This window comes from Methanoregula sp., assembly GCF_049518935.1.
GTDB lineage: Archaea > Halobacteriota > Methanomicrobia > Methanomicrobiales > Methanospirillaceae > Methanoregula.
On record NZ_JBEKRH010000002.1, the window covers coordinates 44,258 to 58,089 of the forward strand.

Sequence of the window (13,832 nt, forward strand, 5' to 3'; positions counted from 1 at the left end):
ATCAGACTTTTCAGCGCTATCCTCATGAGTCATTACTAATACCCGTTTTTCGTTCAAGTTCCGGTTGCGACAGGATGCTAATCCTCGCTCGTGAGAAAGAAACGCAAACATTCTTGATCCTTCAGAATAAGGGAAAAAACTAATAAATGGAAAAAAATGTTTTCCCGTTAAGGTTGTCAATAATCAGTGCGATTATTGGAAAAAGGAGATTTGTTCATTTCGCCCTCGGATTTAGTTTACTGTGAATATTGCAGTGGCAGAATGACCGGACTGTAAATCCGTGTTCGTCACCCAGACATAATAAGTAGTTTGGGATTGTCCATTAGGAATATTCAGAGTTCCACTGATCTGTGTGGAAGAAACGACCGTGGGAGAACTGAGCGTCATCACGTTCAGCGTACCGGCAGCATCTGTTGAGAATTTTACCGTTGCCCCAGTATGGAAATTCGTTCCGCCAATATTGGTAATCGAAACTGCTTTGTTATGTTTGCCATTAACTGGTAAAATTGATGTGACTGTTGGTGCAGCCCATTTAAAGGTAACCTGTATTGCGTGATTCGCCGTTACTGCGGGGAAAGTGTAGGTATTTCCGGAGGGAGTTACCGCGGTTCCATCTACAGTCACAGCATTGACAACATACCCGGTGTTCGGCGTGAATGTAAACGTTGGCGTTGCTCCGTAATTTACGGTTTGGACGGTACTGGGGCTTATCGCTCCATTGCCACCTGATACGGACGGCGTTATCGTATACGTGTACACGGCAAATGTTGCCAAGAGGTTGTGATTCGCAGTTACTGCCGGGAATGTATAGCTGTTTCCTGAAGGGGTAACTGAAACGCCGTCAACGGTAACCGAACTCAGATAATATCCGATGTTCGGCGTGAAGGTGAACGTTGGAGTAGCTCCGTAATTCACGGTTTGTACTGTCGAGGGGCTGATCGTTCCGCCGGTTCCAGCAGTCGGAGTTATCGTATACGTATTAATCGCAAATGTTGCCGAAATCGTGTGGATTGCTGTGACATTCGTGAATGTGTAACTCGTAATCAGGCCCTGCGATACACCATCAACAGTAACTGTACTAATAGAATAACCTGTATTCGGTGCGATCGCGAACGTCTGGCTCCCGCCATAATTCACGGTCTGTACTGTTGAGGGGCTGATCGTTCCGCCGGTTCCGGCAGTCGGAGTGATCGTGTACGTATTGATCGCAAACGTCGCCGAAATTGTGTGGATTGCTGTGACATTCGTAAACGTGTAACTTGTGATCGGGCCCTGCGATATACCATCAACAGTAACCGTACTGATGGAATAACCAGTGTTCGACGTGATCGTGAAACTCTGGTTGGTACCATACGATACAACTACCGAACCAGACGGGGATATGGTACCGCCACTGCCTGCCGAGGCCGCTATCGTAAAGGTGTTTATGGTAAATGTTGCAGATATCGTATGGGCAGCCGTCACATTTGTGAACGTATAGGGGGTTATCGTTCCCTGCGATACACCGTCAACAGTAACCGTGTTGATGGAATAACCTGTATTCGGCGTGATCGTGAAACTCTGGTTGGTACCATACGATACAACTACTGAACCAGACGGGGATATGGTACCGCCACTGCCTGCCGAAGCGGTTATCGTCGGGTTGGCGAAAATATACCCGGTACGGGTCGACGAATTGATTCCTCCGGCATTGGTTACAGTCAGGGATACGCTATAGATTCCGGCAGATGCGTACTTGTGCACCGGGTTCTGCACCGTTGAGTTCGTGTTATCTCCATCCCCGAAGATCCAGAGCCATGATTTGGGAGAATTGGTGGATGTGTCGGTAAAGTTTACGACAAGCGGTATGCTCCCGGAGATAGGCGTACCGTTGAAACTTACCACGGATAATGCCGGGCTGACATTCACGTAATTTGTCTTTGTAATCGATCCGCTCCCCCCGACATTCGTTGCCGTCAGGGATACATTGTAGGAACCGGCTGCCGCATAGCTGTGCACCGGGTTCTGCACTGTGGAATTCGTTGCATCCCCGTCTCCGAAGTTCCAGGACCATGAGGTCGGTGTATTGGTGGAGGCGTCCGTAAACGAGACGGGGAGCGGGGCATTGCCGGCAAGTGGCGCAGCTGATAATCCCGCCACCGGGGGATACACCACCGCCACGTGCCAGACATTTGTCACCTGCGTGGGGGTAGTGATCGTGGTATTTGTATACTGGAGACGTGCAACCGCATACCCCTGGTTCTGGTACATATTTACCACGATGTGATGGTAGCCGGGCGCAAGAGTCTCTGTGCCGGTGACCGTCGTCGCCGCATGGAGCCCCCCGTTGTTTATGAGCTCCGTGCCATCCACCCACATGTACGAACCGTCATCCGATGTGAGATAGAATGTATAGGAATCTGCTGCGGTAATCAGCAGATAGCCATCCCAGGTCACACTGAAGTTGGTTGTCCCGCCGGTCATCGGAATTGCCCAGTTTACTTCATCCGAGGGCTGACCGGGCTGAGATGCATTATCGGAATACCGGATCTCCGGATCGGTCCGCATGCCCGCCGGAGTCGTCCAGGTCTGCCCGTAATAATAGGTGGCCATAAAGCCGGGGATATAGGAGCCGACGGTTATGTAATTATTATACGTCGCCATGCTGCTACCGAATGAATTTGCCGCAGTGAGGGTGACATTGTAGGTGCCGATCGAAGAGTAGGTATGATTCGGGTTTTCGAGATATGAGGCTGGGGACCCGTCCCCGAAATTCCATATCCAGGTAGTTGCGTCAAGCGAGGTATCATTGAACTGAACATTCAGGGGGGCGTTGCCGGAAAGGGGCGTTGCGGTGAAACTGGCGGTCGGTACCGTGATGGGGGTATGGTAGTAAGGGATGTTGGCGGTCTGGGTGATATTGGGCGATGAATAATTCAGGTACACAACCGCTTGGCCGGGATCCTGGAAATACTTGACGAAAAATGAATGATAGCCCGGTGTCAGCTGGAGGGTATTACTCACCAGATGTGCACTTTGCTCATTACCGTTATTGATCACTAAATTTCCATCAATGTACAACCATGACCCATCATCAGAAGTAAGATAGAATGTGTAAGCATCGGTCTGATTTATCAGAATAAAACCGGTAAAGTTGACCGATATCTGCGTCTGCTGGCCGTTGGTATACACGCCCGGCCACGAGCTTACATCCGAAGTGTAGGTAGGCAGACTGGTCGGATCAGCAAAATGGATACGGGGTGCTATATTGGTTGACACCGGTACCGTCCAGGCCATGTCACTATAGTAGTTTGCTATGCAGCCGGGTGACATATTCGAGGCGAACGTGGCGGCGAGGGTCTGGTTTGTGGTGACATTGGCGAAGTTGTAGGTAGACAACGGAACCGGAATCACTGGTGTCCCGTTCACCACGACTGACCCGATCAGGTAACCGGGATTGGGGCTGAGGGTATACGTCTTGTTGGCGCCGGAGGTTACGGTAAGGTTGCCGGGGGAGATGGTTCCGCCGGGGCCGGCAGTCACATTGATCCAGTAGGTAGAAACGCCACCGGGAACAATGGTGGCCACGATCGTATGATCTGAGCTGACACTGCTGAACGTGTAAGTGGCCTGAGGACCGATAGAACTTCCATCAACCAGTACATCGGTGAGGAGGTATCCACTGCTGTTTGTAATGGTAAATGACTGCGAAGCGCCCGCCGGTAACGTAATAACTCCGGAAGGAGTTATGGTGCCGCCGGTCCCGGCTGAAGCAGTGATCGTGTAGAGCGTTACATCCTGCCCGGTATTTGTCTGGGACCCAAGAATGAGGCTCGCGAGGAGATATGACCCCGTGCCCACCGAGGCGGATTGGTTGTACACAACATCAACCCTGGACGGCATCGGATCTGAAGCACTCGCAGTATAAGTGAGCGTCTCCCCAAGCGACCAGTTATTGTCACTCCCAAAACCGGTGAAGGGTCGTACCGTCCCATCCACTAATATCTGGAGCCGGTCGGCTGACAGGGCATCACCACCGGCATGATACAGATTGATTAGTCTGCTCTGGTTGGTGGCAATTACATCCACTGCAGGGATTTTATCGGGATGGGGCGTTGAGAAATAGGTGACTGCAAGCACGCCGACCGCAACAACAAATATGGAGATCAGCATAAGTACGCCTATCATCTCCGCGGCTCCGCGCTCGTTCCGTTGTTTCAGTGGCACGAATTATCCCTGCTGATCCATGGATACAGTCGGTAGGTTCCGGATCACTCGTTGATACAATCATGTAAAGATCTTCCTATTATATGAACTAATCCTGTTCATTTCCGGTATCTAATTTGGGATAAATCAGTTTTTTAAAAGATCTCAAAAAACGGGGATACAGGATCTACTTACCTGCAAGGATTCTGATGCCAGTTTTGGAAGTCATGCGATTATAACAAGTCAGGCAGGACGATACAGAGGTAAAGGGACCTTAAAAAATCATGAGATGGAGATACTTGTAATATTTCCAACAAAATAGGTGCTTTTTGATATATTGTTGAACTGAAGCACAAACAGGCCGACCGGCATTGGTTTCACGTTACTGATGACAATATTTTTACTGCTTGTACTGTTGATAATCTGGCTGGAAAATGATTGATAACCAGTGTACGAGGGATAATTGTTCACGGCCAGCTCTGTGTAATACGTACCAGGTGTGGAAGCAGTAGATAACACGAGCGTTGACCTGAAATCCTTATATCCGGTAATCCATGTATGGTTTATCGCACCGGTATACGGGGATGGGTTACTGCTCCTGTTGGTGATGGTCAGGGTCGCTTTTTGCGCAGTCAGTTCACAAATCTGGTTTCCGACCCCGAACATGGTTATGCCCTGGGATACCAAATCGGGTGCAATATTTACTGTATCACCTACGTTCAGCTGGAGAAAACCTGTCGATGTATACATGGAGGAATTGATACCGGTAACATTAAACTGCAGGTACCCTGACTGGATGATTGTACCGTTCTCCCGGTAATAATTGATAGAATTATTCGTTACATTCTCCATCAACAGCGGGACTGATATCACCGGGGGATACGCTGAAGCCGTAATTATATCCGGGTTGATAACCGGTGTCACCGGTAGAATGATATTTGCCGTGCCGGACCGGATAACAACCTGCCCGGTTCCCGTGGTGTTATACACGATTGCCACACTGTGCTGGCCGGGAGTGATCCCGGAGATGATCAGGTTCTTGCCAAGTGACCAGGTAGTACTGCCATCGGAGATCGCGATATTGTTGTTGTTTTGCGTAACACCGTCAACAAGAACCGAGAAACTACCGATTGTCAGGCTGTCCCCGCCGTTATGGAAGAGATAGAGCCGGTTGCTGTTATCGGTGCCGGTCATGAAATTAACATTGGGGATCTCCTGGGGAGTATTCTGGGAGAGGAGGATTACACCGATAATAGCGACTGCTGCAATAACCACCGAGATCAGCAGGATGGCACCGATCACTTCGGAGACACCGGAATCTGCACTACCGGGGACATGGAGTTTGTAGTTCTTGGGCATGGCGGGGTGATCCTGTCTCATCAGTTGAGGTTCGATACGATACTGTTCAGGGTTACGTCATATTGGACAGGTTGTATTGCCAGGTTGACATCCGGATTAATCACGTCATTGTAGATACCAGTAATGTTCATGAACGCAGCTCCCGGAACTGTTGTCGGGGAACTGATACCGAAACTATAATAGAGCGGATTTAAAATCTGCCCGTTAATACGGGTATTGTTGAACACACCCAGCCACATCTGGGCCGCGGTATAATTTGACACAGAAACAGAGGTGTTCACCCAGTATACCTTACCCGTGATCGGAGGCTGGAGGGTCTTGAGCCGGGTATCCACCCGGACGGGGCCGTTGCCCCCCATGCTGCCGACACCGTTGAGCGTAATGGGGATGATTGTCACGGTATACGTCTGGTCGGAGTTGTTTACAAAGGAGATCGGCGGTGAGACACGACATACTGAACCGTTGATCTGGGTCAGGAAGACCCCGCCGTCCTGATAATAATACGTCTGCTGGATCCAGTAGTTGTTCGCCGACTGGTACTGGAGGGTTGTCATATTATACGTATTTGAGGTTGGACCGGACGGGCCAAAACTGGTAATGGTGATGTTATCCGTTGTACTCGGTAAGGACAGGGTACCCGAAGATGCAATCGGATTCATCATCGGCAGGAAGAGACCGCCGGCCTCGGTATTACCCCCGCCGGTGCCGAGATTTATTGACGTGGAGAGAGTCACCCCGCTCTGGCTCCACGATGCCCCGTAAGGGCTGTTGATCCAGAGGGAATCCAGGCTGACCTTGTAATCGGTAAACTTGTCCTTGACGGTGTTCATCTGGGTGATCTCCGCTTCTCTCCCGTTAACAGGAACGACATACACCATCCACAGGGCAAAGGCCGTGATAATGACCCCGAGAAGCAATATAAACCCGATCACTTCGGAGAGTGCATATTCCCGGCCTGCATTACCATCTCTCATAATCTATTAACTCGTGTATGGCTTGGCTAATAAAGATATTACTACGGTATTTCCCGGAACCGGGCAGTACGTGGCAGTATGTGACAGGAAAAAAGGACTCGCTGCCCGGATCCGGATGGAGGATCGCGGGGGGGTCACACAGGTCACAAGGGTCGCACGTACCTGCCATGACACCAGATGGGAGGGGGTCGCATGGGTACAAACTATGACCCCCCATCGGATCAAGGGGGTATGATCCATGGTCCTTCCAAGGCACCGTTGAAGAGTCCTGCCGGCCGTTCACTATGATCCCGTATAATCCCAACAGTTCCGGTTTCCAGTATGCTCATCCGGATAGGGGGTACCGGGCCTAAGAAGGGTTTTGAATCCCGGGTTCCAAACATAAGGATTACTTTTCATGACAATGCCATTCCGGTTCAGAGTAAGAGGAAAGAGATGACTCTTGCAAAAGGCTGCGTACTCTGCTACCAGGGCGCAAAGATGGTGCTCTTTGTTACGGGACGCTGCCACCGGTCCTGCTGGTACTGCCCGCTCTCATCAGAGCGGAAGGGAACCGACACGGTGTTTGCCAACGAGTACCCCGTCGACATCCCTGCCCAGATAATCGAAGTGGCGGAGAGCATGAGTGCACTCGGGACCGGGATTACCGGGGGAGAACCGCTCCTCTGCCTTGATAAGGTGACGGAATACTGCAGGCTCCTCAAGGAGCACTTCGGTGCCGACCACCATATCCACATGTATACAGCAAAAGCTCCCACGGATGCGGAGCTGGAGCAGCTCAAGGGCCTCGTGGACGAGATCCGGCTCCACCCGCCTCACGAATCCTGGAAGACCATCCTGGACACAGATTTTATCCGGTCGGCAAAGCGGGCAAAGGAGATGGGCTTTGATATCGGCATCGAAGTCCCCGCCCTTCCCGGGCTCGAGTACCTCATCCCGGCCCTGCCGTACCTCGACTTCCTCAACATCAACGAGCTGGAGTGGGGCGAGACCAACGCGTACGCCATGCGGGAGCGGGGATATGAACTCGCTGACGAACTGCACAATGCTATCGATGGGGCACTGGGATGGGCGGAGGAATTGTGCCGGTATGACAAGGTCCACTGGTGCTCCTCCGGGTTCAAGGACTCCGTGCAGCTCCGGGAGCGGCTGAAGCGGATCGCACAGAACACGGCCCGGCCGTTTGATGAGATCACAGATGATGGCACGATCGTCTACGGCGTCTTTGAACCGGAAAGCGGTAATACCGGTGACATCGCGAAGTTCCTGGAAGAGCGGTTCGAACCTGACAGTTTCGGGATCTTCACGGACAGGATTGAGACGGCGTGGTGGCTTCTGGAAAAGCACGCTGATGAACTTTCCGGGGAGAAATATGTTATCGAGCGATACCCCAACGGGGGCATGATCGTGGAGAGGACGCCCCTGTGATCGGCCGGACCTTTATTGAATCCCTGTACGAGAAGCACCTGCGCCGGCAGTGCCGGCACGTCCCCAACCACATTGCGATCATCCAGGACGGTAACAGGAGGTACGCGAAGCTCTTCGGGCTGGACACCGCAGACGGTCACCGGGCCGGGGCGGACAAGACCGAGAAGATGCTTGACTGGGCTCAGGAACTCGGGATCCGTCACATCACACTCTATACCTTTTCAACCGAGAATTTCTCGCGCCAGAAAGAAGAGGTGAGCCACCTGTTTGCCTTGTTCAAACAGAAATTCATAAGCGTTGTTACCGACGAGCGCGTGAACAGGTATAAGATCCGGGTCCAGATAGTGGGGGATCGTTCCATGCTTCCCTCTGATCTGCTGGAAGCCATCAATGCAGCCGAAGAGGCGACAAAGGATAATTCCGGGTTCTACCTCAATATCGCACTTGCCTACGGTGGCAGGAACGAGATCGCACTTGCGGCCCGGGAGATCCTTGAAGAGATGGAAAAAACAGGAGCCGACCCGGGCATCATCGATGTCCAGATGGTGGAAAGACACCTCCATAGCGGCAAGGAGATCCCTCCCGTGGACCTGATCATCAGGACCGGCAACGAGTGCCGGACCTCAAACTTCCTCCCGTGGCTTGCGAACGGGCATGAATCGGCAGTCTATTTCTGTGCCCCGTACTGGCCGCTCTTCCGGAAGATCGATCTCCTCCGGGCGATCCGTATCTATGACCAGCGGCTCTCCGCTCAGCCCCACCAGTAAATACTGCAGGATGCTGTGCACTGAAGTGGATCGCAAACGTTTACTATATTTCCCTGTACGCACAGAACAACACATGAGGGGTTATAACGGGAAGGAATACAGAGGAGGGGGAATGGCGCACGATCAGCCTGCCCGTGCGAACCGAAATTCTTGAAAAGACAGCGAAGCAGGGTGTGGATATCAACGATGTATGCAACCGTGCTCTTGCCGCTGCAGTGGGGATCGGGTACGATCAGCGGGAGAATGATCACAGCACTACCCGGAACCCGGTCATCGTCGCCCGGGATACTGCCGCCAGGGTGCTGCCACCAACGATCCCACCGGTACAACCCGCTCCCGGATCTGCCGACCATCTTCACCCGGTCATCAATGCCGATGACCCGGCCGCAGTCACATCAGTAAAACGGAGATTCAGGTCCCCGCCGTTACAACCGGTTGCTGCAACGCCGGTTCCCGCACAGGAACGCACGGCACCGGTACCGTCAGACCCCCCGGTAAAACCGGCCAAACCAAAAACAGGAAAGATGACACCCAAAAAGAAGGGGGCCGGCCCCGATCTCAAAAAATTCGTAACGGAAACGATCCTGCGCGAGGATGTGGAGAACACCTCGATCACCAAAGAAGCGCTCTACCAGGCATTTGCCCGGTGGTGCCGGGAACACAGGATCACCCAGACTCCAGACAGGAAAACCCTGACCGTGGCCCTCAAGAACCAGTTTGCCTTGAACGAGAAGATTGTGGATGGCGAACCTTCCTGGATGAATGTCCGGCTGAAATAACCGGTCACTTCCCGAACCTGCGGATCCGGGACTGGTAATCGCGCAGCACCCGCAGGAAATCAACCTGCCGGAAGAACTTCCAGTTCACATCCGAGAAGAAGAGCTCTGAATAAACCGATTGCCAGATGAGGAAATCGGTGAGGTGATCGCCGCCGCTCTTGATCACGACATCCGGCGTATACTGGAACGTCAGGTAGGACTCGAGCAGTTTCTCATCAACGCGGTCAGGAGCAACATGATCTTTTGCCATCTTCCGTATACATTCGGTAATTTCCTCCCTGCCACTCTTACCCATGGCCACCACGACATCCATACCCTGACCAGTCACCTCCTCGCGATCCCCTACGTGGAGTATCAGGCGGGCAATCGTCCCGATCTTCCGGATCTCCGGCAGGTACTGCTCAAGGTTCTCCGGTGACGGAGTAGCAATATGGAATACCAGACTTCGTATCCCTCCCGTCCACTCCGGGGTCGTCCGGGGGACCTGCGCTGAGATCCCGTTACACCATGCGGTGACATTATAGAGGCTGGCCGGTGCCTCTGCAAGATCCTGCCCGCTGATCATGAAACAGACATGCGCCGGGAGGACCGTGATCTGCCGCATGAGCAGGCGGGCATAAAGCCAGTATAACATTGCTGCCAAGTTATTGCCTGCCAAGGTTAAATATCCTTGAGCATTTCCGGCAAGCGATCATCTGCAGGGATATACCAAAACCCAAACCAATAACACGAAGGGTGCACAGACAGGGAAAGAGATGTAATCATGCTGCCATTCCTGCGGGAAGATTACCGGGAAGCGATCCAGCTCTTCTTTGAAACCAGCTCGCGGTTCCCATCCTCCCGGAGCTTGCAGCAGCACTGGCACGCCCGGAGAACGAGGTCCGGGAGATGGCCGGGCAGAGCTCTACACGTTTGCAATCGTCAGCATCCTTTTCGTGCCATGCATATCGACAATCGCCATCCTGTACCGCCAGCTGGGAGCAAAAATCGCGTTTCTCACGCCGGTTTATACAGTCTTCCTCGGCCTGCTGATAGGAGCAATTATAAACCTGCTTGTGAAATGATCATCCACTGAATGTACTGTTATAAAACAGGAATCGCACAGATTGACGAGGTAAGTGGCGGTTTCGAGGCAGGAACGAATATCCTCATTCTTGCACCCCCGATGAGCTATGCCGACCAGCTGGCGTATGCCTTAACGAAACCCCTGGAAGGAGAGTATTCCATTGTCCTTTCCACGAATGAACGGGCCGCTGAAGTCGTGGACGCATTCAAGATGGCGGGGGCGGACAAGCGATTTACCGGGGTCATCGACGCGATCACCAAGAGCTCGACCCCCGGTATCGCGGACACCCAGCGGCTGATGTTCGTCTCCAGCCCCACGGACCTGACGGGGATCGGCATCAAGTTCTCGAACATGGTCGAGACGATCTTCGAGGGTACCTTCGCTGAGGGAGAGGCGGGTTTGTTTCCGCCCCCGATCCGTTTCTGCGTGAACTCGATCTCCACGCTCCTGATGTACCGCAGGCTCGAAGTCCTCTACCAGTTCCTGCATGTCCTGACCGCCAAACTGAAGAAGATTGAGGGAGTGGGGATCTATCTCCTCAACAGCGAGTCGTTCGATGAGAAGACCCTCTCCCTGATCAAGCAGCTGATGAACTGCGTCATTGAGGTGAAGATCGAACAGAACGTGAGTTACCTGCGCATCCAGGGAATCCGTGGGGTTTCCGGCGAATGGCTCAAGTTCGCCGTGGTAAAAGGAAAGGTGACCATACTCCCATGATCTCGACGGGGGTCAGTGGTCTCGATGAGATGCTCGGCAGCGGCATCCCCCGGGGCAGCAGGGTGCTTTACAGCCTGGAACCCGGCGTGGACGGCCAGCTCTTCATGCTCTCCTCGCTCTCCTGTGCGCTCGCAAAAGGGCTTTCCTGCCTCGTGATCCTTCCACACACTACCGTGGATGCATTCCGGAACGATGCGGCAAAAATGTACGGTGCACGGCTGAACCTGGCATCCGGATCCGTGGTCTTCATGGATACAATCGACCGGGAGCGGATCCAGAAGACCACCGGGTCCGACGAGACCCGTGAACGCGAATGGCAGGCCCGTATCCGGAAGATCTGCAGGGACCACCATGTTGACGTGATCTTCGCTTACTTCGACCTCCTGTACGAGGATTTCGGGCTTGAAAAGGCGATTCACCTCCTTGAATCTGCCCGTGATGATGCAAAGACCACCCTCATCCTGGAACACCTCAACCTCGAAGGACAAGCACTGCTCGAACGTTTCATTGGTGAATACTCATTCGATCTCGTAATTACGATCAGGTCATCGTTCCGGCCGATACCCCATTTCAATTATTTTACCCTGGTCCACACCTCGTGGTCGCCCGTGGCCCCGCGATCCGTGCCGTTCATCATAACGGAGGGAAGAATCATTCCCTATATCCCCAGGATCGTTGTGACCGGGCCGGCCCACTCCGGGAAATCCACCTTTGTTACCCAGGCTTCGGATGACGGGCAATCGGTGGATCGCCGTAGTCCTGAGGGAGACCCGACAACCGTTGCCATGGATTTCGGGTGGCTGCGCTGGAAAGACTTCGATATCACCCTGTACGGAACGCCCGGGCATACCCGGTTCGATCCTCTCCTCCCACCCTACCTGAAGCACGCGATGGGTGTTGTCATTGTCATTGATGCAACAAAACCTGAAACGTTCCCGCGGGCAAAGCACCTCATCGGGATGACCGTAAAACGCAGGATACCCTATGTTATCGCGGCCAATAAACACGATCTCCCCCAGGGGATACAAACCGGGGAGATCAAGACTGCACTCGGCATCGGTGATGAGATCCCCTTCTTCCCCATCTCTGCAACAAAGAGATCGGATGTGCATTTTGTCCTTGAATCACTGGTCGACTCCATCACGCAGTTCAGCTATTAACCCTGCCGGCCATGACAGGATCCCGTTTCTGCACTGATATTACGGAGAAATTATGCTGACCTTTATCGGACTCGGGTTGTATGACAAGACCGACATCTCGGAAAAAGGACTGGCCTTCATCCGTTCCGCGGACATAGTCTACCTCGAATGTTACACCTCCCGCCTCATGGGCACAACAATAGAAGAATTGTCCGCGTATTACGCCCGGCCTGTCCATCCCCTTTTCCGCGACGATGTGGAACAGCACCCCGACGCATTTCTTACCGAGGCGGAGGGAAAGAATATCGTCTTCCTCTGTGCAGGAGACCCGATGGTCTCGACGACCCACGCAGACCTCCGCATGCGGGCAGCTGCACGGGGCATCAGGACCGCGATCATCCACGCGGCTTCCATCTCGAGCGCAGTCTGCGGCCTCTCGGGGCTCCAGAACTACCGCTTCGGGAAGTCCTGCTCCCTGCCGTTCCCGCAGAAGAACTGGTTCCCGACATCGGCTCTCGACGTGATCCTCCAGAACCTCTCGCTCCGGCTGCATACCCTGGTCTATCTCGATATCCAGGATGAACGGTTTATGACGGTCCCCCAGGCAGTGGATCTGCTTGAACGGATGGCAGCGGACCATCAGGCAGCGATCCCGCTGTACGTGGGAATTGCCAGGGCCGGCTCCGGAGAGCCGTTCGTGCGCGCCGGTACCGCAGACGCGATCCGGTCCGTGGATTTCGGCCCGCCTCTCCACGTACTTGTGATACCGGCGGAACTGCACGATATGGAACGGGAATACCTGGAAGTGTTTGCCGGCTTATGAGACTCCAGGACTGCCAGGACATTCTGAGGGTTACCCTTGCGGCGGCCCGTAGCACCGCTCCTGATACAACAGCGCTCGGGCTGACGGCAGCATCAGTCCTCACCATGGTTTCCGCATACGAGAGCGATGGCAGGGCATTTTTTGCCGCGGGAGATCCGGTAAATGCCCTGGCGGCGTACTGGTACGGCTTTGGCTGGATGCACGGGGGGATTGCCCTGGGCCTTTTAACAACAGGCGATGGTACACCGGGCTGTCCGTTTACTTCGGTGATTGAATCTCTCCCGGCAGTCCACCAGGAAAAGCTTGACGAGAAAACCACCCGTTACCTGCGGTTGCTGGATACTGCCCTCAGGTCCGTATCCTGTGCCCCGGACCCCACCACCCCGGCCTACCGGTTCGCCTCACAGGTACTCTGTATCGCTGGTGCTTACCGGGAGCGGGGACGGCTGCGCCTGGCCGGGGGACACAGGGAAGATGCACTTGCCTGTTTCAGTTACGGCCACGGGTGGCTTGATGCCGGCGTACAGGCAGGGCTTTTTAGGGTGCTTGCCAACCGGGAGATTTTCACGGTCTGATGACTGCGGGAATCCCTCTC

12 protein-coding genes are annotated in these 13,832 nt (G+C 53.6%); 8 read left to right on the forward strand and 4 right to left on the reverse strand.

Annotated elements, in window-relative coordinates:
* Nucleotides 1–231: 231 nt before the first annotated feature.
* From ABSE13_RS02165 to ABSE13_RS02175, 3 genes are all read right to left on the reverse strand, one after another.
* A complete protein-coding gene (locus ABSE13_RS02165; RefSeq protein ID WP_424026845.1) occupies nucleotides 232–4,206 on the reverse strand; it encodes a PKD domain-containing protein in 3,975 nt (1,324 codons plus the stop codon).
* A 261-nt stretch (nucleotides 4,207–4,467) separates the two neighbouring features.
* Nucleotides 4,468–5,565: a type IV pilin N-terminal domain-containing protein gene (locus ABSE13_RS02170; RefSeq protein ID WP_424026846.1), complete on the reverse strand. Its 1,098-nt coding sequence runs from the start codon at nucleotides 5,563–5,565 to the stop codon at nucleotides 4,468–4,470.
* Nucleotides 5,565–6,518, reverse strand: a complete 954-nt coding sequence (locus ABSE13_RS02175; RefSeq protein WP_424026847.1) for a hypothetical protein — start codon at nucleotides 6,516–6,518, stop codon at nucleotides 5,565–5,567. The genes ABSE13_RS02170 and ABSE13_RS02175 overlap by 1 nt, the downstream gene beginning before the upstream one ends.
* Nucleotides 6,519–6,953: 435 nt before the next feature.
* Between ABSE13_RS02175 and ABSE13_RS02180 the strand changes: the two genes are divergently transcribed.
* From ABSE13_RS02180 to ABSE13_RS02190, 3 genes are all read left to right on the forward strand, one after another.
* Nucleotides 6,954–7,946 carry a radical SAM protein gene (locus ABSE13_RS02180; RefSeq protein WP_424026848.1) on the forward strand — a complete coding sequence of 331 codons (993 nt, stop codon included), beginning with the start codon at nucleotides 6,954–6,956 and terminating at the stop codon, nucleotides 7,944–7,946.
* Nucleotides 7,946–8,713: a polyprenyl diphosphate synthase gene (uppS, locus tag ABSE13_RS02185; RefSeq protein WP_424027053.1), complete on the forward strand. Its 768-nt coding sequence runs from the start codon at nucleotides 7,946–7,948 to the stop codon at nucleotides 8,711–8,713. Before ABSE13_RS02180 ends, uppS begins: the two co-directional genes overlap by 1 nt.
* 134 nt (nucleotides 8,714–8,847) lie before the next feature.
* Nucleotides 8,848–9,492: a hypothetical protein gene (locus ABSE13_RS02190; RefSeq protein WP_424026849.1), complete on the forward strand. Its 645-nt coding sequence runs from the start codon at nucleotides 8,848–8,850 to the stop codon at nucleotides 9,490–9,492.
* Nucleotides 9,493–9,496: 4 nt separating this feature from the next.
* On the opposite strand, the gene ABSE13_RS02195 is transcribed toward ABSE13_RS02190, so the two are convergent.
* Nucleotides 9,497–10,126 (reverse strand): undecaprenyl diphosphate synthase family protein, encoded by a 630-nt coding sequence (locus ABSE13_RS02195; protein WP_424026850.1) that lies wholly within the window; start codon nucleotides 10,124–10,126, stop codon nucleotides 9,497–9,499.
* A 178-nt stretch (nucleotides 10,127–10,304) separates the two neighbouring features.
* Between ABSE13_RS02195 and ABSE13_RS02200 the strand changes: the two genes are divergently transcribed.
* From ABSE13_RS02200 to ABSE13_RS02220, 5 genes are read left to right on the forward strand one after another with little or no spacing between them, the layout of a single operon-like run.
* Nucleotides 10,305–10,556: a hypothetical protein gene (locus tag ABSE13_RS02200; RefSeq protein ID WP_424026851.1), complete on the forward strand. Its 252-nt coding sequence runs from the start codon at nucleotides 10,305–10,307 to the stop codon at nucleotides 10,554–10,556.
* Nucleotides 10,557–10,567: 11 nt separating this feature from the next.
* Nucleotides 10,568–11,275, forward strand: coding sequence for an RAD55 family ATPase (locus tag ABSE13_RS02205; RefSeq protein ID WP_424026852.1), 708 nt, complete (start codon nucleotides 10,568–10,570; stop codon nucleotides 11,273–11,275).
* Entirely contained in the window at nucleotides 11,272–12,435 is a 1,164-nt protein-coding gene (locus ABSE13_RS02210) for a GTP-binding protein (RefSeq protein WP_424026853.1), read from the forward strand. Before ABSE13_RS02205 ends, ABSE13_RS02210 begins: the two co-directional genes overlap by 4 nt.
* Nucleotides 12,436–12,487: 52 nt before the next feature.
* Nucleotides 12,488–13,237 (forward strand): diphthine synthase, encoded by a 750-nt coding sequence (gene dph5 / locus ABSE13_RS02215; protein WP_424026854.1) that lies wholly within the window; start codon nucleotides 12,488–12,490, stop codon nucleotides 13,235–13,237.
* Nucleotides 13,234–13,812, forward strand: a complete 579-nt coding sequence (locus ABSE13_RS02220; protein WP_424026855.1) for a DUF357 domain-containing protein — start codon at nucleotides 13,234–13,236, stop codon at nucleotides 13,810–13,812. Before dph5 ends, ABSE13_RS02220 begins: the two co-directional genes overlap by 4 nt.
* Nucleotides 13,813–13,832: the final 20 nt, after the last annotated feature.